Source organism: Micromonospora sp. NPDC000442 (assembly GCF_042898635.1).
Lineage (GTDB): Bacteria > Actinomycetota > Actinomycetes > Mycobacteriales > Micromonosporaceae > Micromonospora.
This window is the reverse complement of record NZ_JBIAYZ010000010.1, coordinates 162,450-178,814: the sequence shown is the minus strand read 5'-3', so window position 1 is coordinate 178,814 and position 16,365 is coordinate 162,450. Positions and strand designations below refer to the sequence as shown.

Below are 16,365 nucleotides of genomic sequence, written 5' to 3'. Positions count from 1 at the left end.
CAGTTTCCAGCTACAGGTTCGGTCCAAACCTTGGACGATTTCCGTTAGCGGCTAACGGAAATCGTCCAAGATTTAGCATTGGCATCTCATCCGGTGAGAACAGGACCGCGCCGCGAGCTAGTGGAAGAAGTGGCGGGTGCCGGTGAGGTACATGGTGACGTCGGCCTGCTTGCAGGCGGCGATCACTTCTTCGTCGCGGATGGAGCCGCCGGGCTGGACGATCGCCCGGATGCCCGCGTCGATGAGGATCTGCGGGCCGTCGGCGAACGGGAAGAACGCGTCCGAGGCGGCCACCGCGCCGCGTGCCCGGTCGGCGCCGGCCCGGCTGACCGCGAGACGGGCCGAGTCCACCCGGTTGACCTGCCCCATCCCGACGCCGACCGTGGCGCCGTCCTGCGCCAGCAGGATCGCGTTGCTCTTCACCGCGCGTACCGCCCGCCAGGCGAAGGCAAGGTCGGCCAGGGTCGCCGCGTCGGCCGGCTCCCCGGTGGCCAGCCGCCAGGTGGCCGGGTCGTCGCCCTCGGCGTCGATCGCATCGCGCAACTGCACCAGTACGCCGCCGCTGACCTGCCGCCACTCGGTCGGACGCGGCTGGAAGACGGGCGCACGCAGCAACCGGATGTTCTTCTTGGCCTGGAGCGTCTCCACCGCACCGGGTGCGTAGTCGGGCGCCACCACGACCTCGGTGAAGATCTCGGCGATCTGCCCGGCCAGCTCGACCGAGACCGGCCCGTTGATGGCGATGACTCCGCCGAAGGCGGAAACCGGGTCGCAGGCGTGCGCCTTGCGGTGCGCCTCCGCCACGTCCGCGCCGACCGCGATGCCGCACGGGTTGGCGTGTTTGATGATGGCAACCGCGGGCTGGTCGGCGAAGTCGTTCGCGGCCCGCCAGGCGGCATCCGCGTCGACGTAGTTGTTGTAGGACATCTCCTTGCCGTGCAACTGCTCGGCCTGGGCCAGCCCGACCGGCCCGGCCGGGTCGGTGTAGAGAGCGGCGCTCTGGTGCGGGTTCTCGCCGTAGCGCAGCACCGACTGCCGACGCAACGCCAGGCCGGCGAACTCCGGCATGCCGTCGGCCGCCGGGGCGACCGACGCGGCGAACCACTCGGCGACCGCTACGTCGTACTCGGCGATGTCGGCGAAGGCGCGGGCGGCCAGCGCCCGACGCTGCGTCAGGGTGAAGCCACCGCCGTCGAGGGCGGCCAGCAGCATCGGGTACGCGCCCGGGTCGGTGACCACGGCCACCGAGGCGTGGTTCTTGGCGGCCGCCCGCACCATCGCCGGGCCACCAATGTCGATCTGCTCGACACACTCGTCCTGACCGGCACCGGAGGCGACGGTGTCCTGGAAGGGGTACAGGTTCGACACCAGCAGGTCGATCCCGGCGATGTGGTGCTCGTCGAGCTGCGCGGTGTGCGCGTCCTTACGCAGGTCGGCGAGGAGCCCGCCGTGGATGGCCGGATGCAGGGTCTTCACCCGCCCATCGAGGATCTCCGGGAAGCCGGTCACCTGCTCCACCGGCGTCACCGGCACCCCCGCCGCGGCGATCGTCGACGCGGTGCTTCCGGTGGAGACGATCTCCACACCGGCGGCGTGCAGGGCCTGGGCCAGTTCGGCCAGGCCGGTCTTGTCGTAGACGCTGACAAGTGCCCGCCGGATCGGGCGCCGCCCGTCCTGGATGGAGTCCACTCCGACCGTGACCTTTCTTCCAGTGATCGTCCAACCTTCACGGACCAGCCGGCCCACCTGCTCGACGAGCTGGCTCCGTTCCGCTTCCTTGATGCGCTCGGTGAGCGTGTCGACGTCGTCGTCGTCGCGTACCGGCACCGCCACCTGCGCGACGATCGGGCCGGTGTCCATCCCGGCGTCGACGAAGAAGAGGGTCGCCCCGGTCACCTTGACCCCGTAGGCGAGGGCGTCACGCGGGCCGTGGATGCCGGGAAACGCCGGCAGCAGGGTGTTGTGCGTGTTGAGGTACCGGTCGCCGAAGGTGGCGAGGAAGCGGGGTCCGACCAGCTTCAGAAACCCGGCCGAGATGACCAGGTCGGGTCGGTGCTCGGCGACCCGCGCGGTGAGCGCGGCGTCCCACTGTTCGCGGTCCGAGTGGTCCTTGACCCGCTCGACGAAGGTGGGCACCCCCGCGGCGACGGCCCGGTCCAGGCCCGCGATCCCGTCACGGTCCGCCCCGACCGCGACCACCCGCGCCCCGTACGCCGGGTCGGCGGTCGCGTCCAACAGAGCCTGGAGATTGCTTCCGGAGCCGGAGACAAGGACGACGATACGGGCGGACTGGGTCACCGGCTCACCCTATCCGGCCGCCGACCGGTGCCCATCCGCTGGGCAGCGCGGTGTCGCGCGACCACCCGACTGGCCGGAACCGGGTACGCTGCCGGTCGCTTGGGACCGGCGCATGTCCGGTCCCGCACCCGTCAGCGAACAACCGTGAGGAGCACGTCGTCATGCAGCCCGAATACCAGTCTCAGCCACCGCAGTCGGTCGACAACAACATGACAATGTCGATCGTCGCGATCTTCCTTTTCTGGCCGCTGGCCATCCCGGCGATCATCAACGCCTCGAAGGTCAACCCGCTGCTTCAGCAGGGTGACTACGCCGGTGCCCAGGCCGCGGCGGCCGAGTCGAAGAAGTGGTCCAAGTGGGCCCTGATCGTCGGTATCGCCTGGCTCGCGATCGTCCTGGTTTGCTGCCTCGGCGGCGGCCTGCTGGGCTCGTTGAGCAGCAACAACGCCAGCGGTTACTGAGTACCGGATGCAGCCCGGTCACCCCGGTCAGGACCCGTACGGCCAACAGCCGCCGTACGGGGACCCGACCACACCCCAGCCGGCAAACCCGTACGCGCCGCCCCCGGCGAACCCGTACGCGCCACCGCCGGCCAACCCGTACGCCCAGCCGACCGACCCGTACGGCCAGCAGCCCCCGGCCGACCCGTACGGTCAGCAACCCCCGGTCCCGGGTCAGCCGGAGCCGCCGGCCTCGCCGGCGCCCTACGATCCGTACGCACCGCCGGCCGGTCCTCCACCGGCCGCCGGGCAGCCCCTGGCGTACGGTCAGCCGGGCTACGGGCAACCGGGCTACGGGCAACCGGGCTACGGGCAACCGGGCTACGGGCAGCCCCACGCCGACCCGTACGCCCCGCAGCCCTACGGCGGCACGCCGATGTACCCGAACGCGGGCTTCACCGGCGCGCAGGGGCAGCAGAACACCCTCGGTCTGGTCGCGATGATCCTCGGTATCGCGTCGATTCCGCTGAGCTGCTGCTACCTCGGAATCCCGCTGGGACTGGCCGCACTCGTCACCGGCTGGCTGGGCAAGCAGAAGGCCGACCAGGGCCTGGCCGGCAATTCCGGTCAGGCACTCGCCGGTCTGATCTGCGGCGCGGTGGGGCTGCTGCTGGGTCTGCTCCAGATCGTGGTAGTCGCACTGAACGTCGGCGGGTCGATGTATCCCTGACAAGAACCTGCCCACCGCCAGGGGCGTCCCGGTGCATCCGGGACGCCCCTGGCTCGTCAGGGTCGCCCCACTTCTCCAGAATCCCCCCACCTACCGCAGCTTTGCCGCCTCCGGCGCCAGCGTGCACCGACAACATCAGGGATGTTGCCGCCTCCCGCCCCCAGGCAGGCCACAACATGGGGGATGTTGCGGCCTCCCCGGCGCGAGATGCAACCACGGTCTAGGGAAGGTGCGGTTTCGGGCGCGGGGAACGAGAGCGCGACGAAGGCTGGGAGCGGAAGGGGACGGGGGCGCGGCGGGAAGCCCAGGCGGCACCCCGTCGGATCTCCGTCTGCGCGAGCCGGGCGAGCCAGGGTGTGGCGGGCCGCTCAGGTCGCGAGCCAGGGTGCGGCAGGACGCTCAGGTCGCGAGCCGGGCGAGCCAGCGGGTGGCGGCGGCACCGAGCAGCGCGCCGGCACCGGTGACCAGCAGCGCCGCGAGCGCCACCTGCCAACCGACCGGCCCGACCTCCGCCAGCCGGCCGGCGCCCAGCGGCCCGCCGGACGCCTTCGCCGCCGCGCCGAGCAGCACGCCGGCCACCGGTCCGGCGAGCGCCGCCGGTACGAGCAGCCGCCGCCACGACAGGGTCGTCCGTTCGGCGATGGCCAGGCGCAGCAACCGGCGCGCGAGCAGCCAGCCGGTGGCCATCCCCACGAGGACGGGCAGGGCGAGAACGGTGACCGCGCCGGGCCCGTCGACCGGCCCGCTGGGCAGGCCGGCGAACAACGGCAGAGCCGGTAGCGCGCCGACCGACACCTCGCTGGTGCGTACCGCCGTGTCGGTGCCGACCGCGAAGCCAGGGCCGAGCAGATAGCTGGCCGACCACACGCTGACATTGGGCGCGTACGCGAGGCTGACCAGGGTGATGCCGGCCTGGCCGGCGACACCGGTGCGGTAGGCGCCGATCAGGTCGGCCGCGTCACCACCACCGGTCGCCACGGCGAGCCCCGCCACGGCGGCCCCCGCGCCGAGCAGCACCAGCGCGGCGACCAGGCCGGCACGTAAGCCCTCGCGCAACGGCATCGGCGTCTGCCCGGCGAAGACCTCCGCCACCCCGGTCGTACGGGCGGCACCGACACCGGCGGCGAGGGTGCCGACGGTCACGAACGTCAGCCCGGCACGTACCGGCGACACGCCGGGGCCACCCGCACTGACCACGATGGCGGCGAGCGTTCCCAGCAGCCCGTACGCGACGCCGACGGCCGTCGCGGCAGCGAGCGTACGGCCCGGGGACCGGCCGCCGCGGGCACCGATCGCGCGGCTCGCGTGCACCCCGGCCCGGGTGAGCCGCCACACCGCCAGCGCGGTCACCGCGAGCGGTGCCAGGCCCAGCGGGCCGGTGGCCGTGGCCAGGGGCACCCCGTGGCCGAGGAGCCAGCCCGCCGCCCCCGCGCGGGCGGCGTCGAGCAGGCTGCCGGCACCCTCGCTGAGCTGGAACAGCCAGAGCGCCAGTGCCACGGGAAGCCAGGTGGTGACGGCCGCCCCGCTGGCCGCGACCAGTGCGGCGACCGCGAGCGGCGCGTGGCTGCGCCCCGTGGGCGACGCCCGCGCAGCCGGCACCCGGCGCGGAAGGCCGGCCCGGCCGGGTGGCCGGGCGCCGGCACCGCGGGCGTCGGTCGCCCGGCGAGGCTGGTCAGGGGTGACAAAGGACATCGGCTCTACTCTGGCATGCCGTGCCGGCCCTGGCTGCCCGACACCCGCCCGCAACCGCACCCGGTACGCCGGACGCACCAGTTCGCCTGATCCGACGTGGGAGGGCGTCGGCTCCTCTAGCCTCGGCTCAGGGGCCGTGACCGACGTCGCGGCAGCATGTGACCGGAAGGGGAGTCGTGAACGCTCCGTATCCACCGCCCCCGCCACCACCGGCCGGCCGGGACCGCACGACCCTCTGGGGCGTGATCGGCATCGTGACCGGTGTGCTCTGCTGCGGCATCCTCGGCATCGTCTTCGGCTGGTTGTCGATCCGCGACGCGCGGCGGTACCGCCAGTCGCCGGTGCTGGGCTACGTGGCCATCGCGCTGGGCGTGCTGAACATCGTCGTCAGCCTGATCCTGCAGGCGACCGGGAACTACCCGTACTGGAACCGCTGAGGGGCCGACCTTTCGGTCGGCCCCTCGATGCGTGGTCCGCTCAGCCCGCGGACATGATCTCGCGCATCAGCTTGGCCGTCTCGGTCGGCGTCTTGCCGACCTTCACGCCGACCGCCTCCAGCGCTTCCTTCTTGGCCTCGGCGGTGCCCGCCGAGCCGGAGATGATCGCACCGGCGTGCCCCATGGTCTTGCCGGGCGGGGCGGTGAAACCGGCGATGTAGCCGACCACCGGCTTGCTGACGTTGGCCTTGATGAACTCGGCCGCCCGCTCCTCGGCGTCCCCACCGATCTCACCGATCATGACGATGGCGTCGGTGTCCGGGTCGGCCTCGAACGCGGCCAGCGCGTCGATGTGGGTAGTCCCGATGATCGGGTCGCCGCCGATGCCGACACAGGTCGAGAAGCCGATGTCCCGCAGCTCGTACATCATCTGGTAGGTCAGCGTGCCACTCTTGCTGACCAGGCCGATCCGGCCGGAGCCGGTGATGTCGGCCGGGATGATGCCGGCGTTCGAGGCACCCGGCGAGGCGATGCCGGGGCAGTTCGGGCCGATGATCCGGGTCCGCTCCCCCTTGGCCACGTTGTACGCCCAAAAGGCGGCGGTGTCGTGCACCGGCACCCCCTCGGTGATCACCACGGCCAGCGGGATCTCGGCGTCGATCGCCTCGATGACCGCGGCCTTGGTGAACTGCGGCGGTACGAAGATGACCGTGACGTCCGCGCCGGTGTCCTTCATCGCGTCGGCGACGCCGGCGAAGACCGGCAGTTCGGTGCCGTCGAAGTCGACGGTGGTGCCGGCCTTGCGCGGGTTGACGCCGCCCACAACGTTCGTACCGGCGGCAAGCATCCGGCGGGTGTGCTTGGAACCCTCGGAGCCGGTCATCCCCTGGACGATGATCTTCGAGTCCTTGGTCAGCCAGATAGCCATGTGTCAGACCCCCGCAGCCGCCAGCTCGGCGGCCCGCTCGGCCGCGCCGTCCATGGTGTCGACCCGCTCGATCAGCGGGTTGTTCGCGCCGTCGAGGATCGCCCGACCGGCCTCGGCGTTGTTGCCGTCAAGACGGACGACGAGCGGCTTGGTGACCTGCTCGCCCCGCTGCTCCAGCAGGCCCAACGCCTGCACGATGCCGTTGGCGACCGCGTCGCAGGCGGTGATGCCGCCGAAGACGTTGACGAAGACGCTCTTGACCGACGGGTCGGAGAGCACGATCTCCAGACCGTTGGCCATGACCGCGGCGCTCGCGCCGCCGCCGATGTCGAGGAAGTTGGCCGGCTTGACGTTGCCGTGCCGCTCCCCGGCGTACGCGACCACGTCGAGGGTCGACATGACCAGGCCCGCGCCGTTGCCGATGATGCCGACCTCACCGTCGAGCTTGACGTAGTTGAGGTCCTTCTCCTTGGCCGCCTGCTCCAGGGGGTCCACCGCCGCCTGGTCGACCAGTGCCTCGTGGTCGGGGTGCCGGAAGCCGGCGTTCTCGTCCAGCGACACCTTGGCGTCGAGCAGCAGCAGCTTGCCCTCGGCGGTCTTGGCCAGGGGGTTCACCTCGACCAGGGTGGCGTCCTCCGCGACGAACGCCCGCCACAGGCTGACCGCGACGTCGACGACCTGGTCGGCGACGTCGGCCGGGAAGCCGGCCGCGTTCACGATCTCCCGCGCCTTCGCCTCGTCCACGCCCTTGACGGCGTCGATCGGTGCCTTGACGACCTTCTCCGGGGCCTCGGCGGCGACCTGCTCGATGTCCATGCCACCGGCGACGCTCGCGATGCAGAGGAACGTGCGGTTCGCCCGATCGAGCAGGTACGAGAAGTAGTACTCCTCGGCCACGTCCGCGGTCACGGTGATCATGACCTTGTGGACGGTGTGGCCCTTGATGTCCATGCCGAGGATGTCGGTGGCGCGGGCCACCGTCTCCTCCGCGCCCTCGGCCAGCTTGACGCCGCCCGCCTTGCCTCGGCCGCCGACCTTCACCTGCGCCTTGACGACCACCCGGCCGCCGAGGCGTTCGGCGATCGCGCGGGCCTCCTCCGGGGTCCTGGCGACGCCGCCGGCGAGCACGGGAAGCCCGTGCCGCTCGAACAGGTCCCGCCCCTGGTACTCGTACAGGTCCACGATTGCGCGTCCCGTCCCGTCTCTGCGGCGCACCGTCGCGCCGCCACCAGCGTATGGAAAGAAAACAGTGTGATGCCCGACATCAGTTGAAGTTGACGCAGGCCGTCGAACCCTCGCCACCGCGACCACGCGCCGCAGCCGACCTGACGGTCCGGCTCGCGGAGGGAGGTGGGAAAGGGTTCATTGGGCGCAGCCTAGCGATGCCGGCACCTCCGGCAACCGAGCGGGTGCGCGGTGTGCGGTAATGCACAGCCCTGGCCGACGCTGGGTCACCGGCAGGGCAGCCGTCAGGGCGGCGGGCCGAGCAACGTCACCCGTTCGAGCGATCTTGTCAGGGCGGCGACGGTTCTCGACGGTGCCGCGTAACCCCGCAGGAAGGGCGTCGTTGAGTCAGGTGTCGGAGCGCTGGAAAGCGCGAAGACGGAAACGGCCGATGCCCTGTCGGTCGAGGGGTGGCGGCGGGGCATCGTGCATAGAGGGGCCGGACGTGTGAGGGGTGCGTCCGGCCCCTCCCCTGTGCTCAGGCCACCGGCTGGGCGACGTTGCCGCGGACCCATTCCACGATGGACGCGGTAGTGGCGCCCGGGGTGAAGATCTTGGCCACGCCGAGCCGCTCCAGCTCGGGAAGGTCGGCCTCCGGGATGATGCCTCCGCCGAAGACGACGATGTCCCGGGCCTCCCGCTCGTCGAGCAGTTCGAGGACCCGGCGGAACAGCGTCATGTGCGCCCCGGAGAGCACTGAGAGACCGACGGCGTCGGCGTCCTCCTGGATCGCGGTCTCCACGATCTGCTCCGGGGTCTGGTGCAGGCCGGTGTAGATGACCTCCATGCCGGCGTCGCGGAGAGCGCGCGCCACCACCTTGGCACCACGGTCGTGGCCGTCCAGGCCCGGCTTGGCGACGACGACCCGAACACGAGAGCTCATCTGGGCATCCCTTTCACCGGCTCCGCGGCATTCACCTGAACGAACGGTAACCCGACCGGCCGGGGCCGGGGAACCGGGGCCGGCAGGACGAGCGGTAAACAGCCTTCGTCATCCGGACCCGCCGTGGCATCCGGTCACCTCACGCAGGCATCACCGGCACTTCACGCAGAGACACGACCGACGCGCGACGCGTCAAGCGGGACGACTCCGCCGATCGGTCACGGTGTGCGACGAATGGAGGATAACGAGGGCACCCCACTGCACCCCCGAGCCATGACAATCTCGGACGGAACCGGACAGAACGTTGCAGGCAATTCGGCGCTTCGGCTTGTGACAGGACTGACGGTTGGCTACCGTGTCCACGGTTGTCATCAGGTCTACGGACGGGTGACGACGCGACCAGCCGACGCACGGTCACCAGATCCGGACGACGGCTGATCCGCATCGGAACCCCGACAACGGAGGGTATGCGTGCGCCAGCGCCTGTCGTCTGAGCCCGACCGATATCGCGGCCGCCGCCGCGTACCCACCCCCCCGCGCAGCCGCTACGCCGCGGTTGTCACCACCGCTTTCGTCGGCGCCGGTGTGGTGGCACTGGGTGCCAGCGCGATGCCGGACGCCAAGAGCGTCAGCCCGACGGTGCTCGACGAGCTGAAGCAGGCGTCGATCAGCAACCAGGGCGCGGCCGAGCGGGCCGACGCCGCCGAGCGGGCCTCCCGGGACAGCCGCAGCGGCCCGGAGAGCGCCGAGGAGACCGGCGTCTGGCTGCTGCCCCTCCAGGGCTACGACTTCAACTCCCCCTACGGCATACGCTGGGGCAAGCTGCACACCGGCGTCGACCTCGTCGCGCCGGAGGGAACCCCGTACGTCGCCATCCACGAGGGCACCGTCACCAAGGCCGGCTGGTTCGGCGGCTACGGACACGCGGTGATCGTCCAGCACGCCGACGGCAGCGAGGCCATCTACGGCCACTCCTCCGCGCTCAACGTGCGCGAGGGGCAGCAGGTCAAGGCTGGTGATCAGCTCGGTCTGGTCGGCAACACGGGCCACTCCTACGGCTCCCACCTGCACCTGGAGATCCATGTCAAGGGCGAGCCGCTCGACCCGGTGCCATGGCTCCAGGAGCGCGGAGTGGACATCAAGCTACAAGTCGAGGCAATCTACAGCGAGGTAGCCGCGTCCTGACCGGCCGTGACGCCCGTTGACCGCCCGGATCTGTCGATCCGGGCGGTTTTGCTTGACCCCTCGCGGCCGTAAGTGTCCCAGCTCACACCCGCGATTGTGACGGGCGGCACACCAGTCGACCGGGTCAGCATCGGGCAGTCGAGAACAGCCAGGCACGAACGCGGACAGCGGCACCGACCACCGTCCGCGCCGCCCACACCCCCGGTACCCACCGACGCCCGGACCGACACCAGGATTTCGAGGTCACGTACCACTCGAAACCAATGAGGTCCCTACCCGTGCAGGACGACAGCCCCACCCCGACCCGCAGGATCCCCCACGCCCCGGCTCGACACCGGCGACGCCTGAGCCGGCACTCCCGTCTCCTGGCCATCGGTGCGGTCGCCCTGGTGGGGCTCGGCGTCGGCGGTGTCGTCATGACCGACCGCGATGAGCGGCCGGCCACCAGCCCGGTCGCCCTGGATGCTCAGACCCGGGCCGAGGCCGCCGAGCGCGCCGACCGTTCGGCCCGCGAACCTGCCGCCTCGGGCAGCTCGTCGCCGAGCCCGTCAGCGAGCGCCAGCCCCACCGCGACGCCCAGCCCCAAACCGAAGCCGAAGGCCAGCCGAACGGCCACCGCCAAGGCGAAGCCGAAGAAGAGTACGAAGCCGAAGTCGTCCTGGGTCCTGCCGATGGCGGGAGGCGGCATCACCTCCTGCTACGGGCCCCGGTGGGGCACCCTGCACGCCGGCATCGACTTCGCCATGCCCGCCGGCACCCCCGTACGCGCCGCCTTCGGTGGCACCGTGACGAAGGCCGGCGACGTCGGCGACGGGTACGGCATCTCCGTGGTCATCGACCACGGCAACGGCTACCTCACCCACTACGCCCACCTGAGCACGGCCAGGGTGAGCGTGGGCGAGAAGGTCGGTACCGGGCAGACGATCGGCCTGGAGGGCTCCACGGGCGACTCCACCGGCCCGCATCTGCACTTCGAGGTGCACCAGGGCCAGATGTGGAACCAGATCGACCCGGCGCCGTTCCTGCGCGCCCGCGGCATCGACGTGGCCTGCTGAGCCTGCGGATCCGCCGGAGCGTCGGGGCTTAGCTGCCGTCTCAGATCTTCTCGATCGGGGCGTGTCGCAGCACCAGCCACAGCGTCTGGTCGCCGAAGTCGATCTGCGCCCGGGCGCCCGGGCCGTGCCCCTCCACGGCCACCACCCGGCCGAGGCCGTACCGCTGGTGGTTCACCCGGTCCCCGGCGGTGACCTTGGGCCCCTGCGGCAGCTCGCTCGCGGTGGCCAGCCGGCTGCCGTCCACCCCGAGCTTGCGGGCCAGCTGAACCGCCCGAGGCGTGCCGCCAGCGAACCCGCCGCGACCGCCGGGGGTCCGGTCCGCGCGACCACCCACGCCGCCACCACCGCCGCCCCAGGAGGTGTACGAGCCCTCGGTCCGCTCCCAGCGGACCAGTTCGGGCGGCAGCTCCTCGACGAACCGGGACGGCGGGTTGTAGGACGGCTGGCCCCACGCCGAGCGGGTCACCGCCCGGGAGAGGTAGAGCCGCTGCCGGGCTCGGGTGATGCCCACGTACGCCAGCCGGCGCTCCTCCTCCAGCTCCCGGGTGTCGCCCAGCGAGCGCAGGTGCGGGAAGACGCCGTCCTCCAGGCCGGTCAGGAACACCACCGGGAACTCCAGGCCCTTGGCGGTGTGCAGCGTCATCAGAGTGACCACGCCCTGATGCTCGGGGTCGTCGGTGGGCACCTGGTCGGCGTCGGCGACCAGCGCGACCTGCTCCAGGAAACCGGCCAGGGTGGCCCGCTCCCCCTCCGCGCCGGTCGCCTCGATCCGCTCGGTGTACTCGCGGGCGACGCTGACCAGCTCCTGGAGGTTGTCGACCCGGCCCGCGTCCTGCGGGTCGAGGCTCTCCTCCAGCTCGGTCAGGTAACCCGAGCGGGTCAGCACCGCCTCCAGCACGTCCTCCGGGGTGCCGTCGACGGCCAGCTCACGGGCGGCGTCGAGCAGCGCCACGAAGTCGGCGATGCCGTTGGCCGCCCGGGTCGAGATGCCGGGCGCGTCACCGGCCCGCCGCAATGCGGCACCGAAGGAGATCCGGTCCCGGCTGGCCAGCGCCTCCACACAGGCCTCGGCGCGGTCGCCGATGCCCCGGCGCGGGGTGTTGAGGATCCGCCGCAGGCTGACCGTGTCGTCGTCGTTGACCACCGAACGCAGGTAGGCCAGTGCGTCCCGGACCTCCTTGCGCTCGTAGAAGCGCACCCCGCCGACGACCTTGTACGGCAGACCGAGGCGGATGAACACCTCCTCGAAGACCCGGGACTGCGCGTTGGTGCGGTAGAAGACCGCCACGTCGCCCGGGCGCGTCTCCCCGTCGTCGACCAACCGGTCGATTTCCCGGGCCACCCAGTCCGCCTCGGCGTGCTCGGTGTCGGCGACGTACGCGACGATCGGTTCACCCTGGCCGGCATCGCTCCACAATCGCTTCGGCTTACGAGACGTGTTGCGGTCGATCACCGCGTTCGCGGCGTTCAGGATGGTCTGGGTGGAGCGGTAGTTCTGCTCCAGCAAGATGGTGCGGGCGTTTGTGAAGTCGCGCTCGAACTCCAGGATGTTGCGGATCGTCGCGCCCCGGAAGGCGTAGATCGACTGGTCCGCGTCGCCGACCACGCACAGCTCCGCCGGGTCGAGGCCCTCGGTGCCGGAGACCAACTCCTTGATCAGGACGTACTGCGCGTGGTTGGTGTCCTGGTACTCGTCGACAAGCACATGCCGGAAACGACGGCGGTAGCTCTCCGCGACGTGCGGATGCGACTGGAGCAGATGCACCGTCGTCATGATCAGGTCATCGAAGTCCAGCGCGTGGGCCTCGCGGAGCCGTCGCTGGTAGAGGGCGTACGCCTCGGCCAGGGCGCGTTCGTTGGGCCCGCTGGCCCGCGCGGCGAACGTCTCCGGGTCGACCAGCTCGTTCTTGAGATTAGAGACCTGGGCGGCCAGGCCACGCGCCGGATACCGCTTCGGGTCCAGGTCGAGTTCCCGGGCGACGAGCTGCATCAGCCGGCGGGAGTCGTCCGCGTCGTAGATCGAGAACGTGGACTTCAGGCCGGCCTGCTCGTGCTCGGCACGCAGGATCCGCACACAGGCGGAGTGGAACGTGGAGACCCACATCAGCCGGGCCCGTGGGCCGACCAGGGCGGTGACCCGGTCCTTCATCTCGCCGGCGGCCTTGTTGGTGAAGGTGATCGCAATGATCTCACCGGGGTGCACGTCCCGCGCGGCGAGCAGGTACGCGATCCGGTGGGTCAGCACGCGAGTCTTGCCCGACCCGGCGCCGGCCACGATCAGCAGCGGCGAGCCCGCGTGGGTGACCGCGTCCCGTTGCGGGCCGTTGAGTCCCTCCGCCAGCTGCGCCGGGTCGAGACGGCCGGGCGCGGGCCGATGGGGCGGCAGCGCCCGGGCAGGCTCGGGCTCGGGCGGGGACGCGGGGATGTCGAAGAGAGGATGCATCGCACGGCGAGTCTATGCCGCCGGCCGGACATCACCCGCCGACGGCACCACCGTCCAGATGCAAGGAAGGGCCCCAGTAGCGCCTGCGGTGGCGGAAGGGCCCCTCGTCGACGGCTTTCCTTGCGCGCCAACCGCCGGGGCGGCATACTCGGCAGCGTGTTCGACAAGCGCTTCTACTTTTACTACGGCTCCGGGAGTCCGGCAGCCGTAGGTCGCGCCTGATCGATCAGACCTACGAAAAGCCCCGGGCTCTCGGAGCCCGGGGCTTTTCGCGTCCCGGAATCCGGGCAACGGGCACCACATCGCGAGGGGTACCTGAAGATGGCAGACGTGATGGAGCAGAACGGCGGCGCGACCGGGTCCGGCACGATCTCGAACGGCGCCGGTCCCACCGGGCCCGAGGGGGGCAACCCGGCCACCGGCACCGCCGAGCCGGACGCCGCCAGCCGGATCGCCGAGATCCGGGTACGGATCGACGAGATCGACCGTGCGCTGATCGAGTTGTGGCAGGAGCGGGCCGCGCTCTCCCAGGAGGTCGGCGCGACGCGGATGGCTTCCGGCGGCACCCGACTCGTCCTCTCCCGCGAGCAGGAGATCCTGGAGCGGTTCCGGTCGGCCCTGGGCGCGGACGGCACCCAACTCGCCCTGCTGCTGCTCCGCGCCGGCCGCGGCCCCCTCTGACCCACCCGCCGACCAAGCTCCGACCGCCCCGTTGATCAAGAAGTTTGCGTCCGGAATCGCGCTGTTCCAGACGGAAACTTCTTGATCGACCCGAGGGCCGGGGCCAGTGACCGGTGAGCCGCGTCGAGGTGGGTGGGGATGTGGACCGGGGCGCCGGCTGCTGGTGACGGCCGACGCCCCGAATCACTGAGGAGGCACTACCTTCACCGCTGCTTCCGGTACGGATGGACGGAGCGGCGGCGTCTGTGGGGCTACTCCGTCGCGTGTACCACGTCGCGCACCTCAGCGAAGTGGCAGGCGCTCGGGTGGCCCGACTTGTCGCGGACCTCCAGCGCCGGCTGCTGCTCGGCGCAGATGTCCTGGGCCTTCCAGCACCGGGTACGGAACCGGCAGCCCGAGGGCGGGTTGGCCGGCGACGGCACGTCACCGGTCAGCACGATCTGGTCCCGATGCCCGCGCAGCTTCGGGTCCGGCACCGGCACCGCGGACAGCAGCGCCTGCGTGTACGGGTGGGTCGGCTTGTCGTAGATCTCGTCCTCGGTGCCGATCTCGATGATCTTGCCGAGGTACATGACCGCGACCCGGTCGGCGATGTGCCGGACCACCGACAGGTCGTGGGCGATGAAGATGTACGACAGCCCGAGCTCCTGCTGGAGCTTCTCCAGCAGGTTGATCACCTGGGCCTGGATGGAGACGTCCAGCGCGGAGACCGGCTCGTCACACAGGATGATCTCCGGGTTGAGCGCCAGCGCCCGGGCGATGCCGATGCGCTGCCGCTGGCCGCCGGAGAACTGGTGCGGGTACCGGGTGATGTGGTCCGGGTTGAGACCCACCAGATCGAGCAGTTCCTGCACCTTGGCCCGCCGCTTGCCCTTCGGCAGCACGTCCGGGTGCACCTCGAACGGCTCCCCGACGATGTCACCGACGGTCATCCGCGGGTTCAGCGAGGTGTACGGATCCTGCATCACCAGCTGGATGTTGCGCCGGCCCCGACGTCGCTCCTCGGCGCTGACCTTTGACATGTTCTTGCCCTGCACGAACAGGTCACCGGAGGTCGGCGTCTCCAACCCCACAAGCATCCGGGCCAGCGTCGACTTGCCGCAGCCGGACTCGCCCACGATGCCGAGCGTCTCGCCGCGCCGCAGCTGCAGGTTGACCCCGTCGACCGCCTGGACCGCTCCGTACTGCTTCTTGAAGACGATGCCCCGGGTCAGTGGGAAGTGCTTGACCAGGTCGCGGGTTTCCAGCACCACGTCACTCATCGCCCTTGACCTCCTTCCAGAAGTGGCAGGCGGCCGTCCGGCTCGGCGACACCTGGTACAGCGGTGGCGCCGGGTCCTGCCGGCAGACCTCCTGCGCGTACCGGCACCGGGGGTTGAAGGCGCAGCCCGGTGGGATGTTAGTCAGCATCGGCGGCAGGCCCTTGATGGCGCTGAGCTCGTGACCCTTGAGGTCCAGGCGCGGGATCGACTCCAGCAGACCCTTTGTGTACGGGTGGGCGGGGCTGGCGTAGATGTCGTTCACGCCGGCTTCCTCGATGACCCGACCGGCGTACATGACCGAGATCTGGTCCGCCACGTCGGCCACCACACCCATGTCGTGGGTGATCAGCACGAGGCCCATGTTCCGTTCCCGCTGCAACTCGGCGAGCAGCGCCATGATCTGCGCCTGCACGGTCACGTCCAGCGCGGTGGTCGGCTCGTCCGCGATCAGCACCTCGGGGTCGAGCGCCAACGCCATGGCGATCATGACGCGCTGCCGCATACCACCCGAGAACTGGTGCGGGTAGTCGTTCACCCGCTGCTTGGCCGCCGGGATCTTCACCAGGTCCAGCAGCTCGACGGCACGAGCCTTGGCGTCCTGGCGGGACATGCCGCGGTGCTTGCGGAACAGCTCCGCGAGCTGGAACCCGACGGTGAAGACCGGGTTCAACGCGGAGAGCGCATCCTGGAAGATCATCGCGATCCGGTTCGCCCGCACCTTACGGCGCTCGGACTCCGGCAGCTTGAGCAGGTCGACACCCCGGTAGAGGATCTCGCCGCCGGTGATGAAGCCGGGCGGGGTGTCCAGGATGCCCATGATCGCCTGAGCGGTCACGCTCTTGCCGCAGCCGGACTCGCCGAGGATCGCACGGGTCTCGCCGGCCCGCAGGTCGAAGCTCACGCCGTTGACGGCGCGGGCGATGCCGTTGCGGGTGCGGAACTCCACGTGCAGGTCCTTGACCTGCAGCGGCAGCGCGTCCGGGTCGACACCCGCCAGCGCCTCCATCTTGACGTTCACATCAGTGCTCATGCCGGCACTCCGCTCGCTCCGTGCCCTCGTGAGGCACCGTCGCCCTTGGCTGATGATTCGCTCGCTGAGACTCGCTC

General features: G+C 70.8%; 14 protein-coding genes and 1 pseudogene. 6 read left to right on the top strand and 9 right to left on the bottom strand.

Going from position 1 to position 16,365, the window contains the following annotated elements; all coding sequences use genetic code 11:
- Window positions 1-117: 117 nt before the first annotated feature.
- Together purH and purN are read right to left on the bottom strand one after the other, a co-directional pair.
- Complete coding sequence (gene purH, locus ACFY2A_RS18400; RefSeq protein WP_387173085.1) at window positions 118-1,689, bottom strand: bifunctional phosphoribosylaminoimidazolecarboxamide formyltransferase/IMP cyclohydrolase; 1,572 nt, start codon at window positions 1,687-1,689, stop codon at window positions 118-120.
- Between the two features lie 3 nt (window positions 1,690-1,692).
- Window positions 1,693-2,298: pseudogene (gene purN / locus ACFY2A_RS18395) on the bottom strand (phosphoribosylglycinamide formyltransferase); the annotation flags it as partial.
- A gap of 161 nt (window positions 2,299-2,459) precedes the next feature.
- Here purN and ACFY2A_RS18390 point away from each other — a divergent pair.
- The gene (locus tag ACFY2A_RS18390) at window positions 2,460-2,759 is read left to right on the top strand and encodes a CD225/dispanin family protein (protein ID WP_363922600.1); all 300 of its coding nucleotides are present in this window, start codon (window positions 2,460-2,462) and stop codon (window positions 2,757-2,759) included.
- Between the two features lie 7 nt (window positions 2,760-2,766).
- Entirely contained in the window at window positions 2,767-3,468 is a 702-nt protein-coding gene (locus ACFY2A_RS18385; RefSeq protein ID WP_387172961.1) for a DUF4190 domain-containing protein, read from the top strand.
- A gap of 399 nt (window positions 3,469-3,867) precedes the next feature.
- Here the strand turns inward: ACFY2A_RS18385 and ACFY2A_RS18380 are convergent, their stop codons facing one another.
- The gene (locus ACFY2A_RS18380; RefSeq protein WP_387172959.1) at window positions 3,868-5,160 is read right to left on the bottom strand and encodes a DUF6350 family protein; all 1,293 of its coding nucleotides are present in this window, start codon (window positions 5,158-5,160) and stop codon (window positions 3,868-3,870) included.
- Window positions 5,161-5,336: 176 nt separating this feature from the next.
- Here ACFY2A_RS18380 and ACFY2A_RS18375 point away from each other — a divergent pair, with 176 nt between their 5' ends.
- Complete coding sequence (locus tag ACFY2A_RS18375; protein ID WP_387172957.1) at window positions 5,337-5,597, top strand: DUF4190 domain-containing protein; 261 nt, start codon at window positions 5,337-5,339, stop codon at window positions 5,595-5,597.
- A gap of 40 nt (window positions 5,598-5,637) precedes the next feature.
- Here ACFY2A_RS18375 and sucD read toward each other — a convergent pair whose 3' ends face one another.
- The 3 genes from sucD to ACFY2A_RS18360 all read right to left on the bottom strand — a co-directional run bounded on the left by sucD (window position 5,638) and on the right by ACFY2A_RS18360 (window position 8,632).
- On the bottom strand, window positions 5,638-6,525 hold the full coding sequence (sucD, locus tag ACFY2A_RS18370) for a succinate--CoA ligase subunit alpha (RefSeq protein ID WP_363922593.1): 888 nt from the start codon (window positions 6,523-6,525) through the stop codon (window positions 5,638-5,640).
- Window positions 6,526-6,528: 3 nt separating this feature from the next.
- Window positions 6,529-7,707: an ADP-forming succinate--CoA ligase subunit beta gene (gene sucC, locus ACFY2A_RS18365; RefSeq protein WP_387172955.1), complete on the bottom strand. Its 1,179-nt coding sequence runs from the start codon at window positions 7,705-7,707 to the stop codon at window positions 6,529-6,531.
- Between the two features lie 520 nt (window positions 7,708-8,227).
- Window positions 8,228-8,632 (bottom strand): cobalamin B12-binding domain-containing protein, encoded by a 405-nt coding sequence (locus tag ACFY2A_RS18360; protein WP_387172953.1) that lies wholly within the window; start codon window positions 8,630-8,632, stop codon window positions 8,228-8,230.
- A 471-nt stretch (window positions 8,633-9,103) separates the two neighbouring features.
- Between ACFY2A_RS18360 and ACFY2A_RS18355 the strand changes: the two genes are divergently transcribed.
- Window positions 9,104-9,817, top strand: a complete 714-nt coding sequence (locus tag ACFY2A_RS18355) for a M23 family metallopeptidase (RefSeq protein ID WP_363922587.1) — start codon at window positions 9,104-9,106, stop codon at window positions 9,815-9,817.
- Window positions 9,818-10,095: 278 nt separating this feature from the next.
- Window positions 10,096-10,872 (top strand): M23 family metallopeptidase, encoded by a 777-nt coding sequence (locus ACFY2A_RS18350; protein WP_387172951.1) that lies wholly within the window; start codon window positions 10,096-10,098, stop codon window positions 10,870-10,872.
- A 40-nt stretch (window positions 10,873-10,912) separates the two neighbouring features.
- Here ACFY2A_RS18350 and pcrA read toward each other — a convergent pair whose 3' ends face one another.
- Entirely contained in the window at window positions 10,913-13,315 is a 2,403-nt protein-coding gene (gene pcrA / locus ACFY2A_RS18345) for a DNA helicase PcrA (RefSeq protein ID WP_387172949.1), read from the bottom strand.
- Window positions 13,316-13,636: 321 nt separating this feature from the next.
- On the opposite strand from pcrA, the gene ACFY2A_RS18340 reads away from it, so the two are divergent.
- Window positions 13,637-13,996, top strand: a complete 360-nt coding sequence (locus ACFY2A_RS18340) for a chorismate mutase (RefSeq protein WP_363922581.1) — start codon at window positions 13,637-13,639, stop codon at window positions 13,994-13,996.
- A gap of 251 nt (window positions 13,997-14,247) precedes the next feature.
- Here the strand turns inward: ACFY2A_RS18340 and ACFY2A_RS18335 are convergent, their stop codons facing one another.
- Complete coding sequence (locus ACFY2A_RS18335) at window positions 14,248-15,258, bottom strand: dipeptide ABC transporter ATP-binding protein (protein WP_363922579.1); 1,011 nt, start codon at window positions 15,256-15,258, stop codon at window positions 14,248-14,250.
- Window positions 15,251-16,288 (bottom strand): ABC transporter ATP-binding protein, encoded by a 1,038-nt coding sequence (locus tag ACFY2A_RS18330; RefSeq protein WP_363922577.1) that lies wholly within the window; start codon window positions 16,286-16,288, stop codon window positions 15,251-15,253. Before ACFY2A_RS18330 ends, ACFY2A_RS18335 begins: the two co-directional genes overlap by 8 nt.
- Window positions 16,289-16,365 lie beyond the last annotated feature (77 nt).

Bases quoted from the DNA above. Each gene is read 5' to 3' on its own strand.
- sucD (WP_363922593.1), bottom strand. From the start codon at position 6,525: ATGGCTATCTGGCTGACCAAGGACTCGAAGATCATCGTCCAGGGGATG.
- ACFY2A_RS18380 (WP_387172959.1), bottom strand. From the start codon at position 5,160: ATGTCCTTTGTCACCCCTGACCAGCCTCGCCGGGCGACCGACGCCCGC.
- ACFY2A_RS18330 (WP_363922577.1), bottom strand. From the start codon at position 16,288: ATGAGCACTGATGTGAACGTCAAGATGGAGGCGCTGGCGGGTGTCGAC.
- ACFY2A_RS18360 (WP_387172953.1), bottom strand. From the start codon at position 8,632: ATGAGCTCTCGTGTTCGGGTCGTCGTCGCCAAGCCGGGCCTGGACGGC.
- ACFY2A_RS18335 (WP_363922579.1), bottom strand. From the start codon at position 15,258: ATGAGTGACGTGGTGCTGGAAACCCGCGACCTGGTCAAGCACTTCCCA.
- ACFY2A_RS18340 (WP_363922581.1), top strand. From the start codon at position 13,637: ATGGCAGACGTGATGGAGCAGAACGGCGGCGCGACCGGGTCCGGCACG.
- ACFY2A_RS18385 (WP_387172961.1), top strand. From the start codon at position 2,767: ATGCAGCCCGGTCACCCCGGTCAGGACCCGTACGGCCAACAGCCGCCG.
- pcrA (WP_387172949.1), bottom strand. From the start codon at position 13,315: ATGCATCCTCTCTTCGACATCCCCGCGTCCCCGCCCGAGCCCGAGCCT.
- ACFY2A_RS18390 (WP_363922600.1), top strand. From the start codon at position 2,460: ATGCAGCCCGAATACCAGTCTCAGCCACCGCAGTCGGTCGACAACAAC.